Source organism: Clostridium sp. HCS.1, from assembly GCF_047900555.1.
Classification (GTDB): Bacteria; Bacillota; Clostridia; order Clostridiales; family Clostridiaceae; genus Clostridium.
Genome location: NZ_CP170704.1, coordinates 1,377,231 through 1,393,408, shown reverse-complemented (window position 1 = coordinate 1,393,408; position 16,178 = coordinate 1,377,231). Strand labels below are relative to the sequence as shown.

General features: G+C 27.7%; 18 protein-coding genes. 2 read left to right on the top strand and 16 right to left on the bottom strand.

Annotated features, from left to right (window positions below; all coding sequences use genetic code 11):
- The first annotated feature begins 22 nt into the window (after nucleotides 1-22).
- Nucleotides 23-823, top strand: a complete 801-nt coding sequence (locus ACFYH6_RS06570; protein ID WP_416180192.1) for an N-acetylmuramoyl-L-alanine amidase family protein — start codon at nucleotides 23-25, stop codon at nucleotides 821-823.
- A 135-nt stretch (nucleotides 824-958) separates the two neighbouring features.
- Here ACFYH6_RS06570 and surE read toward each other — a convergent pair whose 3' ends face one another.
- The 5 genes from surE to ACFYH6_RS06545 all read right to left on the bottom strand — a co-directional run bounded on the left by surE (nucleotide 959) and on the right by ACFYH6_RS06545 (nucleotide 6,453).
- Nucleotides 959-1,714 carry a 5'/3'-nucleotidase SurE gene (gene surE, locus ACFYH6_RS06565; protein ID WP_416180191.1) on the bottom strand — a complete coding sequence of 252 codons (756 nt, stop codon included), beginning with the start codon at nucleotides 1,712-1,714 and terminating at the stop codon, nucleotides 959-961.
- A 90-nt stretch (nucleotides 1,715-1,804) separates the two neighbouring features.
- Nucleotides 1,805-2,803, bottom strand: a complete 999-nt coding sequence (locus ACFYH6_RS06560; protein WP_416180190.1) for an LLM class flavin-dependent oxidoreductase — start codon at nucleotides 2,801-2,803, stop codon at nucleotides 1,805-1,807.
- Nucleotides 2,804-3,021: 218 nt separating this feature from the next.
- Entirely contained in the window at nucleotides 3,022-3,522 is a 501-nt protein-coding gene (locus ACFYH6_RS06555) for a hypothetical protein (RefSeq protein WP_416180189.1), read from the bottom strand.
- 176 nt (nucleotides 3,523-3,698) lie between these two features.
- Nucleotides 3,699-5,693, bottom strand: coding sequence for an ABC transporter permease (locus ACFYH6_RS06550; RefSeq protein ID WP_416180188.1), 1,995 nt, complete (start codon nucleotides 5,691-5,693; stop codon nucleotides 3,699-3,701).
- The gene (locus ACFYH6_RS06545) at nucleotides 5,683-6,453 is read right to left on the bottom strand and encodes an ABC transporter ATP-binding protein (RefSeq protein ID WP_416180187.1); all 771 of its coding nucleotides are present in this window, start codon (nucleotides 6,451-6,453) and stop codon (nucleotides 5,683-5,685) included. Before ACFYH6_RS06545 ends, ACFYH6_RS06550 begins: the two co-directional genes overlap by 11 nt.
- A 194-nt stretch (nucleotides 6,454-6,647) precedes the next feature.
- Here ACFYH6_RS06545 and ACFYH6_RS06540 point away from each other — a divergent pair, with 194 nt between their 5' ends.
- Entirely contained in the window at nucleotides 6,648-7,388 is a 741-nt protein-coding gene (locus tag ACFYH6_RS06540) for a hypothetical protein (protein ID WP_416180186.1), read from the top strand.
- Nucleotides 7,389-7,448: 60 nt separating this feature from the next.
- Here the strand turns inward: ACFYH6_RS06540 and ACFYH6_RS06535 are convergent, their stop codons facing one another.
- From ACFYH6_RS06535 to ACFYH6_RS06485, 11 genes are all read right to left on the bottom strand, one after another.
- Complete coding sequence (locus tag ACFYH6_RS06535; protein ID WP_416180185.1) at nucleotides 7,449-8,747, bottom strand: VanW family protein; 1,299 nt, start codon at nucleotides 8,745-8,747, stop codon at nucleotides 7,449-7,451.
- 152 nt (nucleotides 8,748-8,899) lie between these two features.
- Nucleotides 8,900-9,217: a hypothetical protein gene (locus ACFYH6_RS06530; protein ID WP_416180184.1), complete on the bottom strand. Its 318-nt coding sequence runs from the start codon at nucleotides 9,215-9,217 to the stop codon at nucleotides 8,900-8,902.
- Nucleotides 9,218-9,235: 18 nt separating this feature from the next.
- On the bottom strand, nucleotides 9,236-9,802 hold the full coding sequence (locus ACFYH6_RS06525) for a GNAT family N-acetyltransferase (RefSeq protein ID WP_416180183.1): 567 nt from the start codon (nucleotides 9,800-9,802) through the stop codon (nucleotides 9,236-9,238).
- A gap of 11 nt (nucleotides 9,803-9,813) precedes the next feature.
- A complete protein-coding gene (locus ACFYH6_RS06520) occupies nucleotides 9,814-10,833 on the bottom strand; it encodes a sensor histidine kinase (RefSeq protein ID WP_416180182.1) in 1,020 nt (339 codons plus the stop codon).
- Entirely contained in the window at nucleotides 10,830-11,504 is a 675-nt protein-coding gene (locus tag ACFYH6_RS06515) for a response regulator transcription factor (protein ID WP_416180181.1), read from the bottom strand. Before ACFYH6_RS06515 ends, ACFYH6_RS06520 begins: the two co-directional genes overlap by 4 nt.
- Before the next feature lie 231 nt (nucleotides 11,505-11,735).
- On the bottom strand, nucleotides 11,736-12,503 hold the full coding sequence (locus ACFYH6_RS06510) for a GntR family transcriptional regulator (RefSeq protein WP_416180180.1): 768 nt from the start codon (nucleotides 12,501-12,503) through the stop codon (nucleotides 11,736-11,738).
- A gap of 53 nt (nucleotides 12,504-12,556) precedes the next feature.
- A complete protein-coding gene (deoC, locus tag ACFYH6_RS06505) occupies nucleotides 12,557-13,237 on the bottom strand; it encodes a deoxyribose-phosphate aldolase (protein WP_416180179.1) in 681 nt (226 codons plus the stop codon).
- Between the two features lie 93 nt (nucleotides 13,238-13,330).
- Nucleotides 13,331-13,762, bottom strand: a complete 432-nt coding sequence (gene agaF, locus ACFYH6_RS06500; RefSeq protein ID WP_416180178.1) for a PTS galactosamine/N-acetylgalactosamine transporter subunit IIA — start codon at nucleotides 13,760-13,762, stop codon at nucleotides 13,331-13,333.
- A 1-nt stretch (nucleotide 13,763) separates the two neighbouring features.
- A complete protein-coding gene (locus tag ACFYH6_RS06495) occupies nucleotides 13,764-14,441 on the bottom strand; it encodes an HAD family hydrolase (RefSeq protein WP_416180177.1) in 678 nt (225 codons plus the stop codon).
- Between the two features lie 147 nt (nucleotides 14,442-14,588).
- On the bottom strand, nucleotides 14,589-15,383 hold the full coding sequence (locus tag ACFYH6_RS06490) for a PTS system mannose/fructose/sorbose family transporter subunit IID (protein ID WP_416180176.1): 795 nt from the start codon (nucleotides 15,381-15,383) through the stop codon (nucleotides 14,589-14,591).
- The gene (locus tag ACFYH6_RS06485) at nucleotides 15,373-16,167 is read right to left on the bottom strand and encodes a PTS mannose/fructose/sorbose/N-acetylgalactosamine transporter subunit IIC (protein ID WP_416180175.1); all 795 of its coding nucleotides are present in this window, start codon (nucleotides 16,165-16,167) and stop codon (nucleotides 15,373-15,375) included. The genes ACFYH6_RS06490 and ACFYH6_RS06485 overlap by 11 nt, the downstream gene beginning before the upstream one ends.
- Between the last annotated feature and the right edge of the window lie 11 nt (nucleotides 16,168-16,178).

The following is a 16,178-nucleotide window of genomic DNA, read 5'->3' as shown; positions in this document are numbered from 1 at the left end:
TATGAAATAAGAGGAAAATTCTATGGAAAAACCTAAATTTGATATTGCATACAGAAGAAAACTTCTCTATAAACGTAAAAGAAGAAGACAATTAATATTTAGACTTGTCCTTTTATTTATTTGCATTATAGTATTTTCACTTTTTTTATTATTTAATAAAAAATCATCCATTAATAAAAATATTACAGCTTCAACTACTAGTAATAACAATACAGATAATAAAATAGTAGTTTGTATAGATCCAGGTCATGGAGATTGGGATATTGGTGCAAAAGGCTTATCTGGCTCTCTTGAAAAAGATATAGTCCTAGATATTTCACTAAAACTTGGTAAACTATTAGAGGAAAATGGGATAAAGGTTATTTACACAAGAACAAATGATTCATTGTCTTGGCTTGATACTGCTAATGATAGCCTAAAGGAAAGAATTAAGATACCAGAAGTTTTAAAATCTGATTTATTTGTCTCTATTCATTGCAATAGTGACTACACAAATCAAGAATCAAAAGGTGTTGAGACCTGGTATAAATCACAGGATGATAATAGTGAGAATTTAGCTATGACAATACAAAATGCATTAATCAATGCAAACTATACAGATAATAGAAATATAAAAACTTATAAAAATACCGAAGATGCTCTAGCCGTACTAGAGTTAAATTCAAGCATCCCCGTATTATTAGAATTAGGATTTTTAAGTAATACATCTGATGAAAGATATTTAAAATCTGATAAGGGGCAAGATGTAATTGCACTCGCTATTAAAAATGCTTTATTAACTTATATTGAAGAAAATAAAACTACAATTCTAAAGAAAAGATAGCTAGTATAGTGCATAATTTTTAATTAATAATGGATAATTAATAAAAAAACTCATTTTTAAGTTTTCAAATCTTTAAATTTGTTGTCGCACTAAAAATTAGTGCGACAACAACATCTTTTTTCAAAACTAATTTATCTAATCTTGAAATGTATTTCTTACCTCATCTAAAATTTTGAAATTAGTAAAGTCAAAATGTAAAGGCGTTAAAGTTACATATCCTTGTGATAAGTAATAAAGATCAGAATCTCCTTCTGATATTTCATTTCTAGTTCCTTTTGTTTTATAAACCTTATCTTCATTTTCTTCTACTAAAACATAATCTGTTTTGTAAGTTGATTTACCAAGCTTACAAACCTTAAGACCCTTTATTTCATCTTCTGGTATATTGGGAACATTGACATTTAACACTACATCTTTTCTTAAATAACTCTTTTCAGCTATATCTACTATCTTACTTATCCATTTAGCTGCTTTACTATAATCTTCATCATACTTTTCCCAATTAACTTCCATAGAAATAGCAATTGATGGAACATTATATATAGCCCCTTCTATTGCTGCTGAAACTGTTCCAGAATATAGTATATCCGTCCCACAATTTAGACCTCTATTTATACCTGATATAACTAAGTCTATATTTTCACATAATAATGATAATCCAGCTTGAGTACAGTCAGCAGGAGTTCCAACTAAACTATATGCCTTAAAGTCTGTATCTATTTTTTCTTCTCTTATTTTTATTGGATTATGAATTGAAATTGAATGACTAGCTGCACTTTTCTGCTCCCTAGGAGCTACAACTATAACTTCATGCTTTTTAGAAATTTCTTTAGCTAAAGTTAATATTCCCCTTGCATAAATTCCATCATCATTGGTAATTAAAACTTTCATATAACTCCTCCTAAAATACTTTTGTTACTTATTATATATTACCATAAAACTTTATATTATAAAGAAGGAATGAGTCTACCTAAGTAACCTCTAATTAAAGGAATCTGAAATTAATTTATAAGACTTTATCTTTTCTTCTAAATTTGTATTTAAATTAATTATCATAAATTCATCCGTATTATAAAACTTACTCATATTTATTATTTGTTCTTTCACCTTATCTGGTGTTCCAACTATCATCCTTTTTCTATTTCTTGTAACTATTTGCATTTCTGCCTCAGAATATTTATAAGCTAATGCTCTTTCTACTGAAGGCATTCCATAGGATTTCCCAGTTTCAACTAAAAGTAAAGTTAAATCCATCATTGCAGCTTGATTATTAACTTCTTCTTCTGTTTCACAACAAATTACAAAGCTACAAATTATAGTACTTGGTGATGATGAAACAATTGACTTTTTAAATTTATCTCTATACCAATTTACTGAGCTTACTCCCATACCTCCAGTTATAAATTGAGCATATGCATAAGATGCCCCAATGTTAGCTGCAAGTCCTGCACTTCCACCACTAGAACCAAGTATATGAATTTCTGGATATGTATTTACCAATGGAGTGGCTTTAAGACCACTATATTCATGGTTTTCTGGTACTATATCATAAATATATCTTACTAAGTCTAATACCTTTTCTTCATAATTATCACTAAATATACTTCTTCCTTGCATTAGAGCCTTACTTGCTAAAGGCATTCCACCTGGTGCTCTACCTATTCCTAAATCTATTCTATTTGGATATAAAGCCTCTAATACTTTAAAATTCTCTGCCACCTTATAGGGACTATAATTAGGTAACATTACTCCACCTGAACCAACTCTGATTTTATTTGTTTTTGCTGCAATACTAGAAATAAGTATCTCTGGACTTGATCCAGCTAAACTTCTTGTATCATGGTGTTCTGATACCCAAAATCTATAGTATCCTAGCTTTTCTAACTCTTGTGCTAGAGTAATTGTATTTCTTAATGCCTCAGTAGAAGTTGAACCTTCTCCTATTGGAGACTGATCTAAGGCACTTAATTTAATACTCATATAAATACCTCCTTTAATATGTATTTTCTATTCTTATTATAAACTATAGTCTATTGAGAAATATTTTCAAGTATTAATTATTTTTACTTAAATAAAAATACCACATACTCATATAATGATAATGTGATATTTTAATCTTAAATTTATTTAATTCTAATACACCCTTTTAAGTTAAAATTTACCTAACTTATTAAATAATAAACTCTGAAAAAGCTCAATTATAATTCATATAATTTATTTTCTATTTTATTTATAAACTTCACAATAATACTATTAGGAAATTTTTTTTCTAGTTTTCCTATAATATTTAAAATAATATTTGTAGGGAACAAATTCTTTTTAAACAATATAATAATAGATAAAATTGCTTGTATTAAACCTATAATAAAAAATATAACATGTAAATGTACAACCATTCTTAGCATTATACATTGAACTATTATCCATGTTACTAGGGCTAAGCTAAAAACACTACTTATATAACCTTGATATTTTGATTTAAAAATAATTGCTGCAGCACTAAATATATTCCCAAGTCCAATTACTGTAAATAATATAATTCCAGGTATAAGGAAATTACTAAATGGTGAATTTTTCAAAGCATCGGTAGCCATACCTCCTGGGTTATAAGGATTAAGAATAGCCATACTTCCTCCTGCAATAGCTCCTATACCAACAAATAAATGTAAAATCAATAATACTCTATAAACTTTTTTCATATATTTCATCTCCCCAATTTAACTAAAAATAACACATAGTTCTAGTTATCTATATAAAATATATAGTCAATTCACAAGATTATTATAACATATTTTACAGTTTAACCCTATTCATCTAGCAGATATTATTGGATAATAAAATTTGGAGTTGTTTAAAAACAACTCCAAATTAAAGTCTAAACTACATTATTTATATTTTTCTTAGCTCCTAGATAAGTTGCGATAAAATATCCTCCATAAATTATAACTAAGGTTGCTAATGCAATTAAAATATTTTTCATAATACTAATGCTACCAAAAAGAGTTATAACTCTTTTTGAAAATTCTAAGCCTGCTATTGAGTGAATCAATGCTAATGATAGTGGCATTAAGAAATATATTGCTATTTGAGTTAATAAAGATTTATTAATAATCTTATCATCTACTCCAATCTTTCTAAGTAAAGTATATCTTGAAATGTTATCAGTGGATTCAGATAATTGTTGCAGAGCTAATACTGCAGCAGAAACAATTAAGAAAATTCCTCCAATATATATTCCTAAGTAAGATACTATAGCTCCAAAGGTAGATGATTCTGCAATTAACTCTTCTTTAGTAATAGAAAAAACTAAACTATCCCTATCTTTTTTAATTTCTTTAACAACTTCATTTAGCTTTTCATTAACAATATTTCCATCATCTTCATTGAAATTAAAATTCAAATATGATGTCCATGGAGTAAGACCATTAACAATATTATCCTTTACTATTATAGTACAAAGATTACTTTTCATCATTTGGTTATAAGCTACTACTTCTATTGTTTTTTTAGTGCCTGGCTTTAAAGTATTACCATTAATATTAATTTCTCTGTTATCCTCTAATGCATTACTTAATGGATTTATTAAAGTATCTATATCTGAAAATAAAGCATATTCTCCATCATTTAATGTTATAGGATTCTTATTTAACATTTTCATTATTTCATTAAATTTTGTTAATGAAATAATTTGAACTTCATTATCTGTTGCAATAGGATATAAATCCTTTGACTTATTCATGTCTTCAGCTGATAATAAATCGCTATAATTAATGCCACCTTTATAATTTATATAGCTAACATAATCTTTTGCATAATCTCTTATTTCAAAATTTCTTTCCCTTAAATATTCCTCAATATTTACACCTTCATAATTCCAAATAGTCTCATCATATTGAGTTAAGTCCCTTAAGTCAGCATTTAATGCACTATTAATTCCAAGTCCACCTGCAAGCATACATATACCTACAAATAATGATATACATATAAAAGACATTGATATAAATACGCTATTTATCTTGCTGTTAATTTGCCTTAAGACAAACATATTTAAATCTTTTAAATAGAATCTTTTATTTGACTGAACAAGTTTTAATAAAAATCCTGATAGTGAAAAGAAGAATAAAAACGTACCAACAATCCCAAGTAAAATACTTGTGCCATTTACATTTATACCCACAGTTGAAGTTCCTCTATGAAGCACCATATAATAAGCTGATCCTATCATTACACAACTTATAATAAATACAAATACAGAAACCCAAACATTCCTTACCTTAATACTTTCATTTTTCTTTGATGAATTAATTAAATCTATTAATTGAATCTTTCTAATTGATATTGAGTTGAACATAAGTACTAATATATAAATAATCCCAAAGGACATTAAAGTTTTTATCATTGCATTATAAGAAAAAACAAATTTAAACTTAAGTAAGTTAACTTGAAATAATTTAGCAGTTAAAACTGATAATCCTTGAGATAAAACCACACCAATTCCTAATCCCACTATTAAAGATATTATCCCAACTAATAGTGTTTCAAAAAATATTATTGTAGATAAGTTACCTTTGTCCATACCTAAAGTCATATATATACCAAATTCCTTTTTTCTTCTCTTTATTAAATAGTTATTTGCATAAATAATTAAAAATGCTAAGACAAAGGCTACAAATACTGAAGCATATCCCATTATTGATTCCACTTGCTCAAAGGCAGAAGCTTGAACTTCACTTAACTCAAGCATAATACTTTGGGATTGTATTGAATTAAAGGTATAAAATATACAAACTCCAAACACTAATGTTAAAAAGTATATTGCATAATCTTTAAAACTTCTCTTTAAATTCCTAAAGGCTAACTTAGAATACATTATTTTCATCACCTCCAAGAAGTGTAATAACTTCAATTATCTTATCGAAGAATTCCTTTCTTGAATCATTTCCTCTAATTAATTCATTAAATATCTTACCATCCTTGATAAATAAAATTCTTCTTGCATAACTAGCTGAAAATGCATCATGAGTAACCATCATAATAGTAGCATTAAGACTTTCATTTAAATCCTCCATACTTTCAAGTAACATCTTAGCAGACTTAGAATCTAAAGCTCCTGTTGGTTCATCTGCTAAAATAAGTGAAGGTTTTGTTATGATAGCTCTAGCTGATGCAACTCTTTGTTTTTGCCCACCTGACATCTCATAAGGATACTTATTTAAAACCTCTTCTATATTTAACTTTTTAGCCACATCTTTTACTCTCTTATCTATTTCTTTATGATTAACCTTCATTATAGTTAAGGCAAGAGCTATATTTTCATAAGCTGTTAAAGTATCTAGTAAATTAAAATCTTGAAATATAAATCCTAGTTCTTCTCTTCTAAACTTAGAAATTTTCTTAGAATTTAGCTTGGTAATATCATTTCCTGAAATATATATATGTCCACTACTTACCTTATCAATAGTTGATATGCAATTTAATAATGTAGTTTTACCACTACCAGAGGCTCCCATTACGCCGATGAATTCTCCCTCTTCTACAGTAAAGTTTATATTATTTATAGCCTTAGTAACATTACCTTTTCTTCCATAATACTTTTCTATATTATCTACTCTTAATATTTCCTTTCCCATAACTTAATCCCTCCTGTTTCTTACTATAGGAATATTGTATTTCATTTCTAATCTTCTATCCATTGAAGTATATAACATTAAACTTACAGTTTTGTAATATTAATATTTATAATTATACCATTCTCTTATTAAATAAAGATTGGACTAAAAATTAATAGTATTATAGAATCTATTTAAGGAAAGAAGGTTACTTTATGAAAATTGAAAATATATTATTAAAGACACTAATAGATTTATCCTGGTTTATTGGAATTATAGTTATAGCTGGATTAATACTAGGCTTTTTAAGAAACACATCTATGGGTAACTATCAAAAAAGCTTTGGTAGAAAAGCTATTTATATTACAGGTATTGTAGGCGTTCCACTTCATGAACTTAGCCATCTTGTAATAGCTTTATTATTTGGACATAAAATTAAAGAAGTGAAATTTTTTCAAGTTAACGATGAAAATAGAACTTTAGGATATGTAAATCATTCCTATAACCCTAGGAATATTTATCATCAAATAGGCAATTTCTTTATAGGTGTAGCTCCTATTATATGTGGAAGCTTAATTATTATTTTGCTACTTAAAATATTTATACCATCTTCTTTAGAAACTACTAATAATTTGCTAAGTACTAATGGCATATTTTTATTTTTAAAGAGCATCTTCTCATTAAGCAATTTTAAGAGACCAGAATTTTATTTATTTTTATACTTAGTCTTTAGCATCTGCTCTCACATCTCTTTAAGTACAGCAGATATTAAAGGAGCATTTACAGGTGTTATATTTATTTTCATGGTATTATTTATCTTTAATGTATTTAATTTAGATTTATTGTCACATATAAATATAATTAAATATAACTTACTTTTAACTAATGTATTAATAATTTCAATAATATTCTCATCAATAAATCTATTAATTAGCTTTATAGTAAGTAGATTATAAATAAAAAAACCGTATATACTTTTTAGGCAATACGGTTTTTCATAATATTTTTAATATACATTAATTAAATGGTTTATAAACACTACTATCTAAATATACCTCTGATATACATTCTCCTGCAGAGTTATATCCATATAAGTAAGCATCTGCAGATAATGCCCCTGTTTGATAAGCTTTTGGTACATATGTTATTCCTCCAGTAGCTTGGCTATTAGACCAAAACTCAGCAGTCACTGAGCTTCCACTAGAATAAACATTAACTACTATAGGATAATCAAATGGATTTGTAAATATTAAATCAGGCCATTCATCACCTATAGTTGCATCTAAACCTTGTGGAACATACTTAACCACCATTTCGTGATATGTTCTAAAGTCTGGAAGTATACCTGCTTTCAATTCAGCATTATATATTGTACTAGATATTTGACATACTCCTCCACCAAGACCTGGTACAACTTTACCGTTAAGATAAGTGTTAGCTTCTACAAATCCATTTGCTTTAGTTGTAGGGCCTATAGCATCTACGGTTGAAAATGAATCTCCAGGCATAAGCAGTACATTTCCAATCATACTTGCTCCTACTTGAATATTATGACCACTAGGACCTGGGTCAAAATAAGTTGTATAATTAGATATCATTTTATCTACTGATTGTAAAGCTTCTGTAGTTATTGAAGGATTAACCTCACTTAATTGTCCATCTATTGAAGCAACATCCGCACTATTAATATCTTCTAATACAGCTTTTATATTAGAGACTAATGTCTCTTTATTTAACTCATATCCTACTTGTCCAGGTGTTACATTTACTGCTCCACTATTTACACTTATACTTGCATTTTGTGCACTTATATTAACTTGCTCTGATATTGTATCTAAAAATTCCACTAATTTATCTTCGCTATATTTAATTTTAAACTCATAAGTTCTACTTTCAGGTTCTTTTATTAAATTAAGTTGTTCTCTAAAAGTCTTATCTTTTCCAAAACTTAAAACTTCATTTTCAAAAGCTTCATAATCTATTGTTGTATCAAGATCTATATAGTTTTTTTCAAAGCTATTCTCTCCAACTGCAATATTTATCTTCTTTTCTGAAATACCGCTTACCATTTCCTCTATAACTGTATGCAATTCACTTTTGGTCATATCTGAAACATCTTTATCAAAAACAAAAGTTCCTGGATATATCTTATCCTCATAACTATTTACCAGTTTTCTATTTTGTAAATTAACATAAATAAATATAGATGCTGTTAATATTACTAAAGCTAATCCTATTAAAATTATTATCTTTTTTCTTCTGCTCTTAGATTCTGAAATTACTTCATTTGTTTTTGGTGTAACATTATTATTCATATATATTTCTCCTTAACCCCTAAAATTAAGCCAATTAGCCTATGACTTCCCTCCTTATAATCTTAATACTTTTACAAAATCAACAATTGGTATCATATCAAATAATAACAATTACAGATTCAAATGTAAATATATTCCACAATATTTTATATTTATTTTTTCTTTACATACATTCCTACAAGCATACCACACAACATTCCAAAGCAGATTCCATAAGTAAGGGCACTTTCTCCAAATCTCGGTATAAGTGATGAACCTATTGCTACTCCAAAGCCCATTCCTAAACTTAATCCAGTTGACATATAATCTTCTGTATTTTCTTCTTTATTCATTGTATTTATATTTTCCAAATCATCTTGATTTTCAGTAACATTTCTTTTTTTCTTTTTATTGTTAATATTAGTTAATACTATTGCAACTGTAATTCCCAAAACCACCCATGGCAAAGCTGAAAAAATAAAATCACTCATAATTTTACCTTCTACAACTTAAAACCTCTTTATAACCTCTTGAATCTTTTCATTATGTATTTTGTTAATTGGCGTAAAGGGTTCTGGCTTTATACTATATGGCATAATTTGCTTTTCAAACCATTCTACATCAAGCCACTTACCATCCTTGTATCCAGTATTATGATAAATGCCAATACTTTTAAATCCTAGTCTCAAGTGAAGTTTTTCACTTTTTTTATTTGGAACAGTAACCCCACCATATACAGTTTTTATCCCTTGTAATTTCAATATTTCAATCAATATAGAATACAATTTCTTTCCTATTCCTTTTGATGTGAAATTTTTATCTAAATAGATTGACAATTCTGCATTCCACTGATATGCCTCTCGTTCCATATGTCTATGTGCATAAGCATATCCAAAAATTTCTCCATTTTCCTCACAGACTAAATAAGGATAATCTTTAATAATGTCAGCAATCCTCTCTTCAAATTGCTTTTCTGTTGGAAGTACACATTCAAATGTAATTGCAGTATCTATATATTGAGAATATATTTTTAACAATGCATTGCTATCTTTTATAGTTGCTAATCTAATTATCATATTTTATCCCTCTATTCAAATTTCATCATCTTATTTATAGGAAAAATAATAGAAATTTTAGTTCCTTTTTTTATTTCTGATTCTATATTAATTCCTAATCCAAGCTTTTGTGTTAACTTTTTACAAAGATATAAACCCATGCCAGTGGATTTACCAAATTTTCTTCCATTTTCACCTGTATATCCTTTTTCAAAAACTTTAATAACATCTTTTTCATTCATTCCGATTCCAGTATCTTCAATATATAAAACTACATTTTCCCCAATATTTTTTGTATAGAATTTTATTCTATTTTCTTTTTTAGAATCATCAATATACTTAATAGAATTTGATAAAACTTGATTTATAATAAATTCTAGCCATTTGCTATCAGTGTAAACTATTTTTTCTAATTCTGAAATTTCAATTTTTATTTTTTTCTCAATTAAAACTTTTGAATTTCTTCTTATTACTTTATTTACACTAGATTTTAAATCCAGTTCCTTAATAATATAATCTTTTTCTAAGGCATTACTCCTTGCATAAAATAATACCTGCTCAATGTAATTTTCAACCTTTGTGATTTCTTCACCGATACTTTTAGTTAATTCTGATTTATTATTTTCTATAATAAGCTTACTACTAGCTATTGGTGTTTTTACTTCGTGGACCCAAAGCTCAATATATTCCCTATATTCATTACTATTTATTTTTAGTTCTGAAATATCATCCTTCATTGATTTAGTTGCTTCACATATAACATTGTATAAAATTTTACTTTCTAAAAAGTTTCCTTCATCTATAACATCAGAAATTAAGTATTTTTTATCTAAAGCTTCTAAATTCATAAGTAACTCATCATAGTACTTTTTTTTATTAAAATAATCATAGATATGGTAAAGTAAAATGCCTATAAAATTTATTGAAAATATAAATATTACTGCATAAAAATCTACTTTTAAAGCTAATAGTAAAATTGAAGTAAATATTAATATTATTACACTAAAAAATATAAATAATATTCTTTCTTTAAAAAAATCTAATAAACTCATTTTATTATATAACCTTGACCCCTCTTAGTTTTTAGAAAGTCTACTGCTCCTATTTCATCTAGCTTTTTTCTAAGTCTATTAATATTTACTGTTAATGTATTATCATCAACAAATTCATCAGACTCCCATAACGCTTCAATAATCTCATTTCTAGATACTATCTTCCCTTTATTTTTCATAAGTACATATAAAATTTTACTTTCATTTTTACTTAGTTCTATTTTTTCCTTCTTATATTCCACTTCACTTGTGGATAAGTTATGCTTTAGATCATTATATTCTAATATTTCTGACTCTTGATTACTATAAGTTCTTCTTAATAATGAAGATATCCTTGCTAAAAGAATTTCTGTATTATAAGGTTTAGTTATAAAATCATCTGCTCCTAAATTCATACTCATTAACTCATCAACTTCGCTGTCTCTGCTAGTTACTACTATTATTGGAACTGAGCTTTTCTTTCTTATTTCTCTACAAATATAATATCCATCAAAATAAGGCAAGTTTATATCCAATAAAACTAAATGATATTTACCTTCTAAAACTTCATCTACTACATGTTCAAAATCTAGTGAATATGTAGTTTCATAGCCATATTTATTTAAAAATGCACATAATTCATTTCTAATTTTCCCATCATCTTCTATAATGAAAATCTTCTTTGAATCCATTTTCTTCACCTTCTTTTAATACTATTTATTCAAATATATAATACTTTTATATATCTTAATTTAAATTTTTCAATTATACTCTATTATTTTTTATTATAATTTACTATTTATAAACAAGCAAAAAAATATTACCAGAAACCAAACTTCTGGTAATAAAAAGTAAATACATTTACTTACTATAGTTCTAAAAGAAAATACTGTTAATATCTTCTCTTTACCTTTACTATCTTTTTATTCTCTATTAATTTCCACTACAAATTGATTTTTACTTATCAAACTTGTAACATATTCTAATATAACTACTCTATTAGAAGTATCTAAATATTTTGTTTCTATTTCATATGCTAACTCACCTAAATTGCCTTGTAAAAACTTTACTTTTTCTTCAGAGATTTGTACTGCAGTCAAATTTCTAATGGCCTTTTGTATATAAATTCCGTACATTGTTTCTACAGTCTCGATAATTGTTTTTGCAAATGGAAATTGGATATAATTATCAATATTTAAAAAATAATGACAGGGTAAATAGGATTCAATTATAGATATTGGATACCCATTATTATATATAATTCTACTTAAGTTCAAAAGTTCACTATCTTCAGGTATATTCATTCTTGAACTTATATTAGAATTAACTATTGTATTCCTTTTTATAATCTTAGAATTCTTTTCTATCTCAATAATATTCTTCTCAAAAGAAAAATCAATAAACTCCTCGAAAAGTGAACTTTTATATGATTGTTGTTTAACAAAAGTTCCACTTCCCTTTCTACGGCCAATTAAACCTTCTTTGGTTAATTCTTCATAAGCATGACGCACCACTGGCCTAGATATAGAAAATTGTTTACATAATTCTTCTTCAGTTGGTAATCTATCGTTGGGCTTATATTGTCCTTTTAATATTGCATCTTTAATATGTTCTTTTAATTGATAATATAACGGTAATGCTGAGTTTCTATTTAAATAAACATACCGCTTGTCATTAGGAAAACTCCCCATTATCTCACTCCTTAATTTGAACACAAGTGCATCATAAAGGAACTTTTTTATTTTTACTTACTAGCCCTTTCAAACCCCCTTAGAATTTCAAAAGAACTACTTGTTCCGATTCTTTCTGCCCCTGCTTCAATCATTTTTTCACAGGTATCCCAATCTCTTATTCCCCCAGCTGCCTTAACCTTCACATCATTTCCCACAATACTTTTCATAAGTTTAACATCTTCAATCACTGCACCACCAGTTCCAAAGCCAGTACTTGTTTTTATAAAATCTGGCTTAACCACCTTAGCAATCTCTGATAATTTTTTAATTTCATCTTTCTCCAAATAGCAATTTTCAAAAATAACTTTTGAAACTACATTTTTTTCTTTACATACAGATACTATTCTTTCCATTTCATGTTGAATATACTCCCAATCATGCATTTTAACTTTCCCTATATTTACAACATAATCAATTTCATCGGCACCGTCTTCAATAGCCTTCATAGTTTCTGCCACCTTTATTTCTAAAGAAGTTTGTCCTAAAGGAAAAGATATTGCAGCTCCTACATGGACATTAGTTCCTTTCAACTGTTCCTTACAAAATTTAACAGGGGCACTGTTAATTGCTACCATTGCAGCTCCTATTTCCTTTGCTTCTTGACAAAGCTTTATAAAGTCTTCATCAGTTGCATAGGCTTTTAATAAAGTATGATCAAACAAGTTTGCTAATTCACTTTTTGTAAGTTTCATTACTCTTTTCCTCCTTAAATTATATCATACTGAATGAATATTTCTATATATTATTTACTCTAAATGCTTATTTTTCTTAAATTAGTATTTTGATTAAATCCCCTCATCTGGTTCCTCTTCTACATAAGCCTCATAAACATATTTACTAATCATTGACTTTCCTGCTTCAATTGCCTGATCTGTTAATGATTTTAAATCACTTTGAAATTGACGAAGCATATTCACTTCTATAAGCATAGGCAAGTTTGTTCCTGCAACAATTTCTACATTATCATTTTTTCCCCCTATAATTGTTGCCGATTTAAAAGGTGATCCTCCAATCAAATCACATAAAACTAAAATACCATCACAATCCTTTAAAGAATCAAAAGCTTTATTCAATTTCTCTTCTAATACTTCAACAGAATCTGTTACTTCAAAGTCAACAAACTCATAATTATTTAAATTATTTCCTTCAATTAACTTCAATGAAGAAGTCAATCCACTTGCAAAATTTCCATGTCCAGTTACAATTAAACCAATCATTTTATTCCTCCTTAAAAATAATCTTTTTCATAAACTTTAATATTTCATCATGTGAATTAAACTTTAACATAGCTTCATTTAAATCAAAATTATAATATGGATTCCTTAATGCCAAAACATCTAAGTTTGCTTCAGTAGCAGCCTTAACTCCATATTGTGAATCTTCAATAACAAAAATATTTTCTCTTGGTATACCTAATAGTTCAACAGAATAATTATAAATTTGTGGATTAGGTTTGGATTCTTCTACCATCTCGCCACTTACAATATAATCAAACACTCCATTAAATCCGCATTCATTAACCATTCTATTAATATTTTGTAATTCACTTGATGATGCAATGACTAATTTCATATCTTTTGATTTTAAATAGGAAATTAAATTTTTAACTCCAGGCATAAGATGTTTCTTATAATAAATAGGATTCATACTACTATAATCTTTTTTCAATCTAGAAATCTCTTCATAAGACATATCTAAATACCTTGATAAAATTTCATTTTCCATTTCCAATGAACAACCATAAAATTCTTTTTTGTCTGTATCACTTAATCTTTTTCCATATTCTAATAAAAATCCTTCAAATATATCCAACCAATATGATTCACTATCGACAATTACACCATCCATATCAAAAATAACAGCTTTTAGAATTTTATCCATGCTAAAATTTCTCATATTTTTATTTTCCCCCTATTTTTTTGAATATGGTGATCTTGAATAATATAAAATATATAATAAAATTAAAGAAAAACCCCTTTAGGAATTTAAGTCTATATTTTGAATATGGAGCTACCTTAAGGTAGCTCCATAAATTAAATATAATTACATCCATCCAAGGAATGACATTAATATACCAAACACTATGATTCCTAAGATAAGTACAAGTACATTAGCATTCTTTTTCTTGAATAACCAATAAATTAGGAATACAAAACTTAATGGTAATATATTTGGTAAAATATTATCAAAGACACTTTGAACAGTTGTTCCTTCACCCATACCAAATTTTAAAGCTTCGCTAAATGAAAAGCTAATATAAGAAGGAATTAAACCACCAACAACCATTACGCCTAAGATTCCTGCAGCCTTTGTTAAATACTTAGTATTTTCTGAAATTGTAGTAACAGCTTTTACCCCTAAGTTATAACCAAATCTTGCAAACCATATACGAGATATAGCAGCTACTAACCAAATTGCAATATATAGCAAAGGTCCTAATATTGAACCTTCTTGTGCTAATGAACAAGAAATAGCAGCTGAAATCGGAAGTAAAGTGAACCAAAATATAGCGTCTCCAAGACCAGCAAAAGGACCAAATAAACCATTACGAATACCTTCAATTAACTTTCTATCTTCACCATGTTCTTCCATGGAAAGTATAAGTCCCATTAAGAATGTTGCCATATGAGGTTCGGTATTAATAAACTCCATATTATATGTCATAAATTCAGATAAATCTTTTTTAGAATCACCATAGATTTTCTTAAAAGCAGGTAACATTGATAGAGTAAAACCTGGTGCTTGCATACGTTCAAAACTGAATGAAGATTGTTCAATAATTGAATATAAACCCATCTTTGTAATATCTTTTTTTGTTAATTTACCTTTAGATGCCATCTTCGTCACCTCCATTATTATTCACTGTATTCACTGCGGCACTACTATCAATTTTCTTTTCATACATATAATTAATAAATGCTAATGCTACACCAACAATTGCGATAGGAACTACATTTGGCATATCTAAGAATGTTGCCATAATGAATCCTAAGAATAAATATGGTGCATTTTCTTTCTTTAATGTTACCATTAGTAGTAAACCTAATCCAACGGCTGGTAATAAACCACCTGCAATTTCAAAACCATGAACTAGCCATTCTGGGAATGCATTAACAAATGATTGTATTGGTCCTTGTAAAGCATATGAGCATAAGAATACTAAAACAGCTACTGCTACAGCTTTGATAACCACTCCTAAGTAAACAATTCTTTTAAATCCTTCAGTATCAGCTTCTTTAGCATACTCATCACATTTATGTGCTATACCTACATAAACAGTATTAAAGAAAATTCCAACCCATTGAGCTAGTAAAGCAAAAGGTAATGATAATCCAATTGCAGTCTCAGCAGATTGTCCAGTTGTATATGCTATAACAACTGTCATCATACCTGCCATCAAAGGATCTGGAGGAACTGTTCCTCCAACAGTTAATAAACCTAGATATGATAGTTCTGCTACGGCTCCACAGGCAATACCTAAAGATACATCTCCTAATGCTATCCCTGCAAAGAAAGAAACTACCATTGGCCTAAACCAATAAAAAGCTTCCCAAATTTGGTCTACTGCACATATAAATCCTACTAGCATAAGTAACAAACCTTGTACTAATGTTATTTCCATAAATAATACCT